The 15,114-nt window shown below is 38.4% G+C and carries 12 protein-coding genes and 1 rRNA gene (1 of these 13 only partly in view); all 13 read right to left on the bottom strand.

Translation table 11 applies throughout. The features are described 5' to 3' along the window. A 16S ribosomal RNA gene (locus ACED20_RS08225) occupies positions 1–967 on the bottom strand (it extends 550 nt beyond the left edge of the window). 608 nt (positions 968–1,575) lie between these two features. Then, positions 1,576–2,058, bottom strand: a complete 483-nt coding sequence (locus tag ACED20_RS08220; protein WP_294200741.1) for a hypothetical protein — start codon at positions 2,056–2,058, stop codon at positions 1,576–1,578. A gap of 837 nt (positions 2,059–2,895) precedes the next feature. Beyond that, entirely contained in the window at positions 2,896–3,567 is a 672-nt protein-coding gene (locus ACED20_RS08215) for a hypothetical protein (RefSeq protein ID WP_294200740.1), read from the bottom strand. A 4-nt stretch (positions 3,568–3,571) separates the two neighbouring features. After that, positions 3,572–4,438 carry a dTDP-4-dehydrorhamnose reductase gene (rfbD, locus tag ACED20_RS08210; RefSeq protein ID WP_378104157.1) on the bottom strand — a complete coding sequence of 289 codons (867 nt, stop codon included), beginning with the start codon at positions 4,436–4,438 and terminating at the stop codon, positions 3,572–3,574. Next, complete coding sequence (locus ACED20_RS08205) at positions 4,438–4,923, bottom strand: thioesterase family protein (protein WP_294200738.1); 486 nt, start codon at positions 4,921–4,923, stop codon at positions 4,438–4,440. Before ACED20_RS08205 ends, rfbD begins: the two co-directional genes overlap by 1 nt. Before the next feature lie 69 nt (positions 4,924–4,992). Next, positions 4,993–5,496, bottom strand: a complete 504-nt coding sequence (locus tag ACED20_RS08200; protein WP_149247356.1) for an OmpH family outer membrane protein — start codon at positions 5,494–5,496, stop codon at positions 4,993–4,995. Positions 5,497–5,557: 61 nt separating this feature from the next. Beyond that, a complete protein-coding gene (locus ACED20_RS08195; protein ID WP_294200737.1) occupies positions 5,558–6,103 on the bottom strand; it encodes an OmpH family outer membrane protein in 546 nt (181 codons plus the stop codon). An 8-nt stretch (positions 6,104–6,111) separates the two neighbouring features. After that, the gene (bamA, locus tag ACED20_RS08190) at positions 6,112–8,649 is read right to left on the bottom strand and encodes an outer membrane protein assembly factor BamA (protein ID WP_294200736.1); all 2,538 of its coding nucleotides are present in this window, start codon (positions 8,647–8,649) and stop codon (positions 6,112–6,114) included. A 28-nt stretch (positions 8,650–8,677) separates the two neighbouring features. Continuing rightward, positions 8,678–9,427 carry an isoprenyl transferase gene (locus ACED20_RS08185; protein WP_294200735.1) on the bottom strand — a complete coding sequence of 250 codons (750 nt, stop codon included), beginning with the start codon at positions 9,425–9,427 and terminating at the stop codon, positions 8,678–8,680. Position 9,428: 1 nt separating this feature from the next. Then, positions 9,429–10,322 (bottom strand): DUF6089 family protein, encoded by an 894-nt coding sequence (locus ACED20_RS08180; RefSeq protein WP_294200733.1) that lies wholly within the window; start codon positions 10,320–10,322, stop codon positions 9,429–9,431. A 211-nt stretch (positions 10,323–10,533) separates the two neighbouring features. Further along, entirely contained in the window at positions 10,534–13,029 is a 2,496-nt protein-coding gene (locus ACED20_RS08175) for a polysaccharide biosynthesis tyrosine autokinase (RefSeq protein ID WP_378104155.1), read from the bottom strand. 4 nt (positions 13,030–13,033) lie between these two features. Beyond that, on the bottom strand, positions 13,034–13,900 hold the full coding sequence (locus ACED20_RS08170; protein WP_378104223.1) for a polysaccharide biosynthesis/export family protein: 867 nt from the start codon (positions 13,898–13,900) through the stop codon (positions 13,034–13,036). A gap of 31 nt (positions 13,901–13,931) precedes the next feature. Next, positions 13,932–15,059, bottom strand: coding sequence for a glycosyltransferase family 4 protein (locus ACED20_RS08165; RefSeq protein ID WP_378104154.1), 1,128 nt, complete (start codon positions 15,057–15,059; stop codon positions 13,932–13,934). Between the last annotated feature and the right edge of the window lie 55 nt (positions 15,060–15,114).

The raw sequence follows: 15,114 nt of genomic DNA, 5'->3' as shown, positions 1-15,114 counted from the left end.
AGGTTCCTCGCGTATCATCGAATTAAACCACATAATCCACCGCTTGTGCGGGCCCCCGTCAATTCCTTTGAGTTTCATTCTTGCGAACGTACTCCCCAGGTGGCTAACTTATCACTTTCGCTTAGTCTCTGAACCCGAAAGCCCAAAAACGAGTTAGCATCGTTTACGGCGTGGACTACCAGGGTATCTAATCCTGTTCGCTCCCCACGCTTTCGTCCATCAGCGTCAGTTAAGACATAGTGACCTGCCTTCGCAATTGGTGTTCTAAGTAATATCTATGCATTTCACCGCTACACTACTTATTCCAGCCACTTCTACCTTACTCAAGACCCGCAGTATCAATGGCAGTTTCACAGTTAAGCTGTGAGATTTCACCACTGACTTACGGATCCGCCTACGGACCCTTTAAACCCAATAAATCCGGATAACGCTTGCACCCTCCGTATTACCGCGGCTGCTGGCACGGAGTTAGCCGGTGCTTATTCGTACAGTACCTTCAGCTACCCTCACGAGGGTAGGTTTATCCCTGTACAAAAGAAGTTTACAATCCATAGGACCTTATTCCTTCACGCGGGATGGCTGGATCAGGCGCTAACCCATTGTCCAATATTCCTCACTGCTGCCTCCCGTAGGAGTCTGGTCCGTGTCTCAGTACCAGTGTGGGGGATCACCCTCTCAGGCCCCCTAAAGATCATCGACTTGGTGAGCCGTTACCTCACCAACTATCTAATCTTGCGCGTGCCCATCTCTATCCACCGGAGTTTTCAATATCAAGTGATGCCACTTAATATATTATGAGGTATTAATCTTCCTTTCGAAAGGCTATCCCTCTGATAAAGGCAGGTTGCACACGTGTTCCGCACCCGTACGCCGCTCTCAAGATCCCGAAAGATCTCTACCGCTCAGCTTGCATGTGTTAGGCCTCCCGCTAGCGTTCATCCTGAGCCAGGATCAAACTCTCCATTGTATGTTTGTCTTGACTCACTCAAAGTTTTTTTACGCTTTAGTTTTTCCTTACTTGGTTGTTATATTGTATGTCAATGATCTTCTTTATCTCTCGCTTTTTTCCGAAGCTCCTTCTCTGTCAGTGTTGCTCCGTATTTGCGAGTGCAAAAGTAATAACTTATTTTTTAATGACCAAATCTTTTTGAATAAATTTTAAAGTTTTTTTATTAACCCCAAACATCCAAATCAATCAAATCATCCTACTCCTGCGCTCCCTTTATCGGGACTGCAAAGATACACTTCTTTTTTTATTCCGCAACTCTTTTCTTAAAAAAAATCGCAGCCTTCAAATCGATAGAACATATCTTGTAAGTAGTTCTCTTTACATTAATACCGCTTATCTAAAAGCTCTTCTGCGCTACTGATATACTCTCGTTTTCAGTGCGGCAAAGATAGGGCAACCCGACAACACAAAACAAGTTTATTTAACTTAAATTTCATCTTTACGTAATATTTAACCCTAAAAGACTGATTCATAAGACCAATATTTTTAAACAAAAGTTTGACTTTTTTTCCTACACCTCTGTTTGAATGTTCTTTTCCGCTTAAAATATATAGAACTGAACAATATCATTGGTCTGATTTTTTAGGTTTTTCGATAGTTAATCCGCATGGATGTATTTTAGCCGGCAAATAAGAATCGTATTTTATGTATTCCTTTTTCCAGCTTGCTTCTTTACAGTAGATGTAATCGGAATATAATAATCGGGGACTTTTAATACATATCAAAAGAAAAGATAATGTTAATAATGGCAATTGCAGCTTTGAAGAAATTCCCACATTGATCAATTCACAAAGTACTAGGAAAGAAGATCCTGTTATTATACAATTGTATCTTTCTGAATCCAAGTTTGGTAAAACCCTTGTAAGGTCTACAAATATTGTAATTCCCAACAAGGTTATTACCGTAATCAATTTTTCTCTGTTCATTTTACGATAAAAGCACAGAGCTGCAAAAAAGATTAAATAATAGTTTTTATAAAGAAATTTTAAATAATCCTTATCTTCGATCAGCTGTATTTTATAGGAAAGGTTCCAGACTAGTCTTTGCATCACCGTCGTTCTGTTATCTGATGTGTAAAACAGTACCGAGTACAGATGAAATAAAACTCCAACGGCTATAAACAGAAACAGAATTTTGTATTTTTTTAAATACTTTACATAAAGCAAGGGTATAAAAAGCAATCCCATAACCCCATTAAGAAGACAAATCAATATTAATACCTGCCTGGGAACAGAAAGTTCCTGATGGTTTTTAATAATGAAATAAATAATAAAAGGAGTTATAAACTGAAGGGTAATGGTATTTAAGAGTATTTCCTGGCCGCTTGCGATAATCAAAAATATAGTAAGGACGAAAAGTACTTTACTTATATTATCTGTCTTGTATTTATTATTGACATATAAAAATATCTCATAGAAAAGATAACACCAAAAAAATAGTGAGGTATACACCGTGAAATACGGAATATATTTTGTGCTGAAAAGAGAGCTCAGATAAATGGTTACACTTGGAATGATGCTATAATATCCCTGATGATTGGAAAATACGGATGAAAATCCGTTCAATACCGAATCCCGCAGGTAGACAATGCCTTCTTCATACCACAATCTTGGATCTGCTAACACGAATCTTGTTTTAAACAAAAAAATTGCAAGGATGAAGACATAAACCAAAACGATAGCTCCGTATTGTTTAAGTAAGGAAAAATTTATTTTTGCATGCATTGTGTTTAGAATCATTTTAGTGTAAAATATATTTAATGATTTATAAAAGTTTAATATCTGGCTATAAAACGCAGAAGGAATATTGTTTTATGTTAGCTCTCCTGTTAAACTATTTAGATAACTTATGTCGATTGCTTAGCCAGCAATCATTGTACAGGAATTTTACTGTTTCTTATATATCGTTCTCAGAAAGTTGCCGTAAGAAGATTCAAGGCCAATAATATCTCCGCTTTTCAGATTCAGCCCTCCTACTCCGGTATGGTCCGACTTAATTTTAGTGGCAGAAATCTGAAAATACTGATTGGAACTGCTGTCTTTAGGCTGTATTTTAATGGTAGAGCCCAAAAGTTTTTTCGTAGAAACAGTGTAGATTTCGCCCGGAACTGTTTCCAGCATTATGTATGATCTTGGTGAAATAACGTAATCCTTTTTGTTTACTGCAATCTTCTGGTCTTTATCGGAAGAAGCAAAAATATACATATATCCTGTCGGCTCAGTCATTTTATTTTTCGGCAGAAAATAAAGGCTTAGTCTGTAGTTTGAAGGATTAAAATCCTGCGCTGTGCCGTCGATATTTTCAAAAGGCTTCAAAGTATAAGTATTTGCTCCGATTTCTTTTGCCTTTTTATATATCAACGCGAAGACTTCGTCATCATATTTAGAAAAACCCTGCACTTCGATTTCACCCAGATATTCTGCGTCTTTTACTTCATCAATTTTATATAAAAACCGGTCTGTATTCTCATGGGTTTTTTCAACTTTTGTAAGGTATACATTCTGGGCATTAATAAGCTGTATCAGAAAAACAAGAGCAGCGATCAGTACTTTTTTCATTTTTTTATTTATTAGATTGAAGAATTTCAATACATTCTTCAAGGCTGTTTTCCCAGTGCCTGGTTTCGACGTTGTACACCTTTTCAATTTTATCCAGGCACATGGTGCTTCTCTTCGGTCTTTTGGCCGGAGTCGGATATTGATCGGTTGTTAATTTATTCAATTTTATTTTTGATCCGGAGAATTCTGCTATTTTTTCAGCAAATTCAAACCAGGTGGTTTCAGGGTAATTGGAAAAGTGGAAAATACCGTATTTCTTTTCCCGGGTTTCTATAATAGACATGATGGCTTCCGCAAGGTCAGTGGCATTGGTCGGCTGGCCAAACTGATCGCCGACGATTCCCAATTCGTCTTTTTGCGAGAATAAATTTAACATCGTCTTCACAAAATTTTTATTGAATTCTGAGTAAAGCCAAGAGGTTCTGAGGATAATGGTTTTCGGATTGATTTCCATAGCCAGCTCCTCGCCTTTTAATTTGGATTCGCCATAAACACCGATTGGATTGGTAAAATCATCTTCGGAATAGCAAAGATTGGTTTCACCGTCAAAAACGTAATCCGTTGAAACATGAATCAATATGGCGTTGATATCTTTACAGGCCTGCGCCAAATATCCTACTCCATCTGCATTTACGGCAAATGCTTTTTCGTTTTCTTTTTCAGCAAGGTCTACGGCCGTGTATGCCGAAGCGTTGATGCAGTAATCCGGTTTATATTCGGTAAAGAAACTGTTTACCTGATCTTCGTTTGTAATATCGACAGTCTGGGAATCGGTAAAAGAGAACTCATAATCAAGTTCGAATTCGGATGCTATTTTCCTGATGCAGCTTCCTAACTGCCCATTTCCTCCGATAACTAATATTTTCTTCATTATGAATTTTTTGCGTTTTGTGATCTTAAAAATTTAACCCTGGCCTGGAAGTCTTTCTGCTCCAGATCTACATAAAATTTATTGAATGTCCCTTTGATATCTTCAGGATGTACTTCGGATTTTCTCGTTTTGATGTTGAAATAAATTACCGTTACCCATAATACAGCGTGGACTGTTTTTTCATCCAGGCTCTTCATCAGAATCTCCACTTTTGCCGTCCGTTCCCCGACCTCGATGGTTTTGCTGCTGATGACTACCGAAGTATTATACCGTACTTCTTTCAGGTATGCAATTTCGTTTTGAATGGCAATCCAGGTACAGCCGGTGCGTTTGGTGTATTCTTCATAGGTAAAACCATAAAATGTTTCGACGTGATCTTCCCTGGCATTGAACATATAATCCAGATATTTTACATTATTTAAGTGTCCGATCGGATCACAGTCGCTGAACCTGACCTTTACCGTGGTCGATACTTCTTTTTCCATTCTGCAAAAATAAAAAAACCACCCCGATGAGAGATGGTTATTTTATAAATGTTTGTTAATTTCTGAAAATTACTGAACACCCAGTTCTTTCTTTACAGCCGCTGTAGCATCAGGTCCTCCTTTGAAAACAAATGCTGCAGAGTTTGCATCCATGATATAATCGTATCCGTTTGCTTTAGCTACTTTAGAAACCGCATCGTTAAGCTTCTTCTCGATCGGCTCGTATGCTGCATCCTGCTTTGCCACGAAATCCTTTTGCGCTTTGTCATTCATCTGCTGAATTTCTTCCTGCATTTTTGCCAATTCCGCTTCTCTTGCTTTGTTTTCGTCAGCCGTTTTCTTAGGTGCTTCTTCAGTATACTGCTTTACTTTAGCCTGTCCTGCATCTGCTTTTTTCTTAATTTCCGCTTGTTTAGTATCTAAGAAAGCTTTAAGATCAGTATCAGCCTTTTTCTTTTCAGGCATTGCGTTAAGAACACCTATAACATCTAAAGTAGCAATTTTTTGAGCTTTTGCCATACCTACCGATACAACCATCATTACCGCTGCAAATAATACACTTAATTTTTTCATAATGGGTAAATAAATAATTTAATTTGTTTTTAGATCTGTAAATTTAATAAAAGTTAAACTTTTATTTTCTTGTTTTGTTTTTTTCTTTTGGCTCGCTGTCTTTTAGCAGGATGGCCAGTACTTTATCTGAATAATCGGATCTTTTCTGAAGAAAAATTACGTTGTTGCTGGTTTTGTCAAGCACTATGGCCAGACCGTTTTTTTCGGCCATGGTCTTGATGGCTTCCCAGATCTGGTCCTGGAAAGGCTGTACAAGGTTCGCCCTCAGCTTTTTAATTTCACCGGTCGCCCCGAAACGTAAACTGGTGGTGGTTTTGATATTTTTATCCAAATCCATCACTTCCTTTTCCCTGAGTTTCAGCTGATCGCCAATTAAAAGTACTTTTTCACTTTCAAAAGCAGATCTTTTACGCTCATATTCCGCCTGCAGGTTCTGCAGTTCTGTCTGCCAGGTATCGATCTGTGCATTAAGCCTTGCTTCCGCTTCTTTATACTGAGGCATTTTGCCCAGTATGTATTCGGTATCCACAACGCCTACCTTCTGTGCATTGCTTAGCCCGAAAAGCAGGAATAATACAAATGAAAAAACAATTTTAAAATTTTTCATGTTTCGGATTATAATGATTGGTTCATTAAGAAGTGAGTCTTCCATCCGGAAGGATCAGTTCCTGTAATTGTTTTATCGAATCCGTAAGCGAAATCAAATCCAATCAAACCAAATGCTCCCATATATACTCTAACCCCTACACCAACTGATCTCTTTAACTGGAATGGATTGTAGTTCCCCCAAGAATTCCAAACGTTACCTCCTTCCGCAAACGTTAGGGCGTAAATTTTTGCCGTCTGGTTCAGTGAAATCGGATATCTTAATTCTAACGTAAATCTATTGTAAATAGTACCTCCTCCTGCAGGAGTAATATCTTCGGAAGTTCCTCCGTATGTAGAAGCGTTTTCGTAACCTCTCAACGGAATCAATTCCCTACCGTCATATCTACCTCCAAATAAGCCGGTACCTCCTACATAGAACCTTTCAAACGGCGGTGCTCCCAGCTTAGAGTTATACCCATCCATGAAGCCCATTTCAGCAGAAGATCTCAATACCAATTTACCAATGATCTCGTTGTAAACATCAGCCTTGAACTTCACCTTATAGAATTCCATCCACTTATACTTCTCTGTAGCGCTCAACGTAGAATAATCTTTGTTGTTGAATGCAGAGTAAGGCAGCGTGAACTTCACCGATAAATCGAGGTTGGAACCTGTTGTCGGGAAGATCGGGTCGATCCCTGCCGAGTTTCTGCTCAGCCCTAAGTTGATGCTTAAGTTGTTGGCCGAACCATAATATTCGGTTGTATTTCCAAACTGGAACGGATAATTCTTAAAGTCATACTTCTGGTACTGAAGACCTGTGTATAATGAGAAATAGTCATCCGGCCATCTTAGTTGTCTGTTTAACCCAGCAGAAGCAGAGAAAATATTCAGCTTTTGGGAGTTTCCGGAAATATCGGAATATTTAACCCTTGAGTTGTTCAAACTTACCGAAAGTGCGGTAGGCCTTGTTCCGAATACCCATGGTTCCGTAAATGAAACGCCATAGTTCTGGAAATACTGTCCGGCCTGTGCCTGAAGCGATAAGGTTTGCCCGTCTCCCTGAGGAACCGGCTTAAAGTCTTTAAACTTCAGGAAGTTTCTCAACGAGAAGTTGTTGAAAGTAAGTCCCAGGGTTCCGATGAAGCTGTTCCCTCCGTAACCTGCCTGCAGCTGAACCTGTGAAGATCCTTTCTCTACCAGTTTCCAGTTGATATCCACCGTGTTATCCTGCTGGTTCGGCTGGATGTCCTGCCCTACCTGCTGAGGATCGAAGAACTGCATCCCGGCAAGATCGAAATAGGTTCTTTTAATATCGCTTTTAGCGAAAAGATTTCCCGGTTTCGTTCTTAAGGCTCTCAGGATAACATGGTCATGAGTCGTGGTGTTCCCCTGCCATGTCACTTTATTCCACGTTGCTTTTTCTCCTTCGTTAATTCTGATTTCAAGATTGATTCTGTCTCCGTCTACAGATTTTTCAACCGGTGTTACGTTGGAGAAAAGATAACCGTTGTTCATGTAAACGGATTTGATATCCGAATCATCTTCCTTACCACCGTCTTCCCCAACTTTTTTGTTGAAACCTACTGCATCATAAATATCCCCTTTCTTATATCCCAAAAGTCTCTGTAAGTAATCTGTAGAATATACGGTATTCCCGGTGAAGGTAATATCACCGATATAATACTGTTTTCCTTCTTTCAGTTTTACATTGATCTCGTAATTGTTCCTTTTATTTCTCCATACCGAATCTGAAACAATGGTAGCATCCCTGTATCCTAAAGAGTTGTAATAATTGATCAGGTTTTGCTTGTCCTCCTGGTATTTATCTTCGATGAATTTTGAAGATTTCAGAATACCGCCGATCCCGAATCTTTTCTGTTTCGTTTCTTTGAATGCTTTGTTCCTAAGTTTTCTGTCGGAAACCTTTTCGTTTCCTTCAAACTCGATATGATCGATCTTAATTCTCTTGCCTTTGTCTACATTAATGGTCCAGTCTACCAGATTAGGATCTCCTGCATTTACTTTTTCCTGAATGGTAATTTTAGCATCTGCAAATCCCTTTTTCACATAGTCTTTCGGGACATTTGTTTTAAGGCTTGAGATTAAGTTCTGGGTAATTTTGGTTCCAGGCTTCAGATTGTTGTCTTTAGCCAGTTTTTCGTTTTTGGATTTACCAATCCCTTTTCCCGTAAATTTTACTTCTCCAAGGTCTTTGAGGTCCTGAAGATGGAATCGAAGGATGATGGTTTCGCCTTCAATACTCTGAACGTATACTTCCACCTCAGAAAAAGATTGGGTATCCCAAAGTTTTTTTACAGCGTTACTGATTTTCTGCCCCGGAATGTCTACCGTTTCTCCTTTTGACAAACCTGTAAACCTCAGGATCTGAGCCGGCGTATATTTTTTAACCCCATCTACAACGATGTCCTTCAGTGTGTATGTTCCTGCCTGGTTTTCTGCATGTACAGCATTGTTCACTTTCGTGCTGTCCTGTGGCGTTACCTGTCCATAAAAATGTGCAGAAGCAACAAACATGATGATGGGTAATAGTCTAAACTTCATTTTATCGTAGTCTTTCTTTTCTTAAATTTTACTGAATTTTTATTTGCTCGCCGGTCATCCCGAATCTTCTTTCTTTGTTTTGATAATTTACAATACACTGAAAGAAAATGTCTTTTGTAAAGTCCGGCCACAGAACATCTAAAAACTGCAGTTCCGCATAAGCGATCTGCCAAAGGAGGAAATTGCTGATTCTGATCTCGCCGCTGGTCCGGATCAGGAGATCCACAGGCGGAAGATCTTTGGTATAAAGGTAGCTTTCGAAAAGCTTTTCGTCGATATCACCGGCATCGATTTTTCCTTTTTTTACATCTTCGCTGATGCTTTTTATGGCATTCAGTATTTCATGCTGCGAACCATAGCTGATTGCAAGCACCAGATTGCCTTTTGTGTTTTCTTTTGTAAGCTCCACGACCCGTAAAAGCTGATCTTTTACCAGCGGCGGAAGTTTTTCCAGATTCCCGATCACATGCATTTTCAGCCCTTTGGTGAAAATTTCTTCAGCTTCCAGCAACAGGGTCTCCACAAGCAAATTCATCAGTGTATTTACTTCTTCAGCAGGCCGGTTCCAGTTTTCCGAAGAAAAGGTATACAGCGTCAGGTACGGAATATGTATTTCATTACATGCATTAATGGCATTCCTTACTGCATCAATGGCATTTCTGTGGCCGAAAGTTCTTTCCTCGCCACGGGTTTTTGCCCATCTCCCATTACCATCCATGATGATTGCCACATGTTTTGGTAAATTCTCAGGATCTATTTTATCTTTTATCAACGACATATTAATCACAATAGCACGGAGGTCTCCCGAATGAGTAAGTAAGTCCTAAACTTACGGTATTCATCCAGTCTTTTGACCGGGTATCTCCTATATTTCTTTGTCCTATAAGGGCAGCTTCCCTTTCTTTAGACACTACATAATAAGCACCTGTCTGTAAAAGGGAGCCATTGGTAACGGGGCTCAGGATATCTCCGTTATATGTAGCTACGACATCTTTATTAAGGACTTTGTTGTAATCCAACTGATCTGTAAGCGTATATCTGAAGGTAGCTTCTGCAAAAATAGCCCAGTTATAATTAAATTTATATTTCAGCCCCACTCCAAAAGGAAGATGCGCCGTCACTTTTCTACCGGTAGAGTATGTTGCGGTCGTAGTGAAATCAAGTTCATTAATGGGTGCCTGTGCAACACCATCAGCATCCCTTCTGAAGTCGTTGGTGATGGTCGCTTTAGGAGCATCAAACATCAAAGCACCTACTCCACCGAAGATATACGGGCTCACCATACCTTTCTGTTCATTATTCACAGGGAAAAAATTGTACTCGAAAACCAGACTCGCTTCATAAACATCATTTTTGCCGAATGAATTCCTGTTTCTTCTGTAATCTTCTTTTGCAACCTTATCATTAAACTGGATCTGGTTATATCCAAGATCCAATCTTACAGTCTGATGAGGATTAAAATTAAATCTATATAAAATACCACCATAAAACGGAACTCCCCAATCCGATGCTCTGCTTAAATCCAATGGCTTTTGTAAAAGATAATTCGATCTCCCTATATCCCCAACTAGGTTACTCATACCTAGACGAACCCCCAGTTCGTTTCTTTGTGCTTTAACACTTACCACAGTTCCTAGAGCGGCAAGGAAGCTAAACAATAATTTTCTATTCATAAAAGAATATGGATTTATGGTTATTTTAAAATTTAATTTTTGCAAATATAAAACTTTTTTATATTAATGATAATCTTAATGTATAGTTAAAAATAAACAAAAAAACATAATTTGTTATAAAGTAAACGACAAACTCGCTGAATTATTCTTTTTTTAATAGAATCAAAATTATCAGGATATAAAAACCCCCATTACTGAGGGCTTAAATGTATTATTTTTTATTGAATACTGACTGTACTTTGTTCCTAATTCTTATCAGTAAAGGTTCTTTATAGTTTTTATCTTCATCGAAATAGCCATAACCATACCCGTAACCGTAGCCATAACCGTAGCCGTAACCGTAACCCTGCTTGGTATTATAATCATTATATACAAGTCCTAAATGATCAATCTCCCCATTATGATATCTTTCCGTAATCATTTTCAGCATGTATTTTTCAGTATATTCATGACGTACCACATAGATATTCGCATCAGAATGCTTCATCAGTTCATAGGAATCCGCAACCAGACCAACCGGCGGAGAATCTATAATAATAAAATCATAGATGCTCTTAAGATCTTCGATAAACTGAATATTTCTTTCGCTCATCAAGAGTTCGGAAGGATTCGGCGGGATGGGTCCTGAAGTCGCCACATCCAGATTTGGGATCCTCGTTCTGTTGATAATCTGGCTCATTTCCACTTCGCCGGTAAGATAATTGGAAATACCAAATTTATTATCAATCTGAAAATCTCCGAAAATTTTCGGCTTTCTTAAATCCATTCCGAGAAGAATGGTTTTTTTATCACTTAAGCCAAGAACCGATGCCAGATTAATCGATACATAGGTCTTCCCTTCTCCTCCGATGGAAGATGTTACCAGAATAACTTTACTTCCCCCATTTTCGCCCGATAAAAACCTTACATTTGCCCGTATTCCCCTGAATGCTTCCGATACAGAAGATTTCGGCTGATCCAGAACAGTAAGCATATTTTCGTTGCTGTTATTACCAATTACTCCCAACAAAGGAATTTTGGTGGCGCTAAGAAGCTCTCTGATGTTTCTGATCTTACTATCCAGCAATTCTCCAATGAGAATAAACAATAAAGGTAATACAAGAAAACCTCCGATAATAGCGGCTTTCGCAGCTTTTACATTAGGACCGATCGGCGGCTGTCCTACATTTTTGGCAGGGTCAATCACTGTGATATCCGACTGGTTTGCAGCCATTCTCATTTGTGTTTCATTCTGCCTGCTGAGCAAGCTGTTATAGGTTGCCTCAATCATATTATACCCTCTTTCCGCATCGAGATACCTTCTCTGCTTTTCAGGGTAAGTCGCTAAATCTGAATTTGCTTCTGTAACTTTTTGATTAATTTTATTTATTTCGTTGTAATAACCGGAATAATAATTTCTCAAAGCCGTATTGGAAGTCATTTTAGCATCATCAATAAGCCTGTTGATCTCTTTCATCGGTTCGGAAGTAGGCTTATAAATTAATGCCAGCTCACGTCTTTTGAGATAAAGTGCCTTTAGTTCTGCTACGGATGCACTGAAAAGGCCATCCTGGAAACCTGCCGCCGTCGTGCTGATCATTTTTTCAAAATTCTGGGCATCCAGGCTTCTTTTGATTTCATTCAGAGAAGCGATTTTACTGTCTATATCTGCTTTTCTGGCTTCAAGATCCTTGATCTGACTTAAGGATTTTTCATCCCTGTCTTTAATATCATAAAGCTTTTCCGTAGTCTTCATATAATTCAGGACATTGGCACTTGAATCCAATTTTTTCCTGATATTGTTAAGATTTTCCTGTAAATAAACATCGGTATTTTTATCAACGGTAATTTTATCCGCTAATCTCTTCTTCTGAAGCTGATTTACCGACATGTTAAGAAAGCTAACGGTGCTGTTGAGATTATAGCCTTTTTTAGAAATAATCATAATGCTATTAATCTCTTTATCGAATTCAATTCCTACCGTAGAAACAATCTCGTTCACAGACTGATTCACCGTATTTAAATTAACAATAATATTTTCCAGTTTAATTTTCGGAACGATCGGATTACGGAGCAGTCTGAATCTCAGATTCGGTGAAGTATACCATTCACCTACCTTTATTATTTTATTGGCTGGCCTTTCATAAGGATGGATTGATGAATAACCCTCAAAATCATAACTGTACAAACTGGTCGACTGTCCCTCCTCAGGCAGTACAACTTCGTAGGTACCAGCTCCTTTTACAACCAATGTAATCGGATAATTTACCTGCTGAAGATGTTTTCTGTCCACCTGAAAAAGAATCGGACAATCGTCTTTATCCAGATAGGTCGACTTGATCATGCCTTTTGTAGAGTAATTTACGAAAAGATCAAGCTCTTTAACCAGAAATTCATTGTGGGTTCTGGATAAAAGCATTTTTTTAAGATATACTCCGTCCTGGTTTCCTCCCTGCCCCCAGATAAAATTAATCGACTGGTTCGGGGTAAAATAACTTGATGTATTGTTTGAAACACTCAAAGATAAATTGGAAGCATAAATATTCTGTGCATAATATTTACTGTACACCCATGAAATGCTATATCCGATAAACAGCATTAGTACGAACCAATACCAATTCTTCAGTACCCTCCTTAAAAAATGTTCGATATCGAAGAGGGCGAAAGAACCATGTTTTTCCTTCTGAGAATCAACCTTCTCTGCCTTAGCGTCGTTTCCTGGAATCATGATATTAAAGGTTTTTTAGAAGTAAATAGATGGATAACGCCGTGGTAATAACCGATACACCGGTAGTTAAGGTCTGAATAGGGTCTTTTCCGAGACCGTTCAGGCTTTTTGCTCTTGTATTCAGATAGATTTCGTCACCGTTCTGTACATAATAGTAAGGGGAGTTCATTACATCCTCCCGTGTAAGATCGATTCTCGCCATTTTAATTCCTTCCGGAAGTTTTCTGTGAATCATTATATTTTTTCTGTCCACCGTTCTGTTAAGCCCTCCGCTCATGGCCAAAGCCTCTGTGATGGTTAAAGTATTTTTATGAACTACTTTTTCACCGGTTACCCCTGTTGTTTCTATATCTCCCAGGACATAGAATGTAATTCCATTGGTATTTAAGCGTACTTCTGATTTCCCTTCCTGGAAATTCTCGTTTACCTTATCCTGAATTTCTTTGCTTACTTCGTCAATCGTGCGTCCTTCTGCTTTTATAAATCCGATACCGAAAACGTTAATATCACCATTTGAATCCACCTTTAGCCCGTTAAAATAAAAACTGGCATTTCCTCCACCCGAAGCTGATCCGGCTCCGACTCCACCAATTCCAATACCTGGAATTCCCACGCCGCCACTTCCACCAGATCCTCCTGAGGTGTTCAGGGCAGAATAGAACTGTGCCGCATCTCCTTTAGGAGTTGTGACAATATTAAGTGTTAAAATATCATTCTTTGTAATCCTGTATACCGGAATATTGTAAGGAACAAGCCCTTCTTCGTTGATCACGAGGCTTTCGCTCGGCTGCATGTACTGTACATCTTTTGTTGTAATACATGAGGTCATTATTAAGAGAGGTAAAAGGAATATATATTTATAATTCTTCATCATATTTTCAATTGTTTGCAAAAGTAAAGATTTAATTGATAGTCTTCTTATTATTCTTTAAAAGATAAACAAAATCCGGAAGGTAGGCTCCTAAAAAACCAAGAAAAACGATCACCAATAATAAAAGATTTATATTAATATGTCTGAAATAATAGGCTACTGCAACGATAAAAAGATAATATACGATAATATAAAAACTGGATCTTCTGTGCGTAAGATTCAGCGCTAATAATTTGTGATGGATATGGTTTTTATCGGCGTCGAAAGGCGATTTCCTGTTGATGATCCTGATAATGATCACATTTAAAGTATCGATGATCGGTAAAATAAGAATGGCAACGGCTACTACGGGCGCAGACTGCAGATGATATTTGGGAACACCAGGAACTTCCCTGTCGATAAAAATATCAATAAAACAGATGGATGTAAAAGCAAGCAGAAATCCCAAAAGCATAGAACCCGTATCTCCCATGAAAATCTTATTGGTTCTGTAATTGGATAAATTATAATACAGGAATGCCAGAACTGCCCCGATAATAATTACCGAAAGAACAACCAAAGGATAATTATATTCTCCTAACCGGTAATAACTTATCCCGAAAAGAGCACTGCATATTACAGAATATCCTCCAGCAAGGCCATCGATTCCGTCGATAAGATTAAAAGCATTGATCAGTATAATAAAAGTAATAATACTAAAAAAAACACTTATAAAATAATCCATTTCATAAATTCCGAAAATCCCGAAAAGGCTTCTGATCCGGATATCCGAACCTATTACGACTATTGAAGATACAATAACTTGAGCGACCAGCTTCTTATAGGCCCGCATCACTACAATATCGTCCATGACTCCGATATACAGAAGAATAATGAGTGATGCAAAAAGGAACTTATACAAATCGAAAAGTTCATATGCAAAAATAGATGTACAGATTCCTATGGAATAAAAAATAGCAATCCCCCCGAGATTTGGGATTTTCCTGAGGTGCGAACTTCTTATCCCCGGCTCATCCATGAGGTTTTTTCTTCTGGAAATCTTAATGATGGTAGGAACAGAATAATAGGTAATTAAAAACGAAAATAAAAAACCCAGCCCTATTTTTATATAGAAAATAGGAACACCGGATTGAGCTAAGAACAATTCAAAATTCTCCATCTTTTTTCTGACTAAGCACTTATGTCTTTATAAAAAGAAAAGTTTCGTCGACATT

Origin of the sequence: Chryseobacterium sp. sg2396 (genome assembly GCF_042610505.1) — a bacterium.
Taxonomy (GTDB): Bacteria; Bacteroidota; Bacteroidia; order Flavobacteriales; family Weeksellaceae; genus Chryseobacterium.
This window is presented reverse-complemented; position numbering and strand designations above follow the sequence as displayed.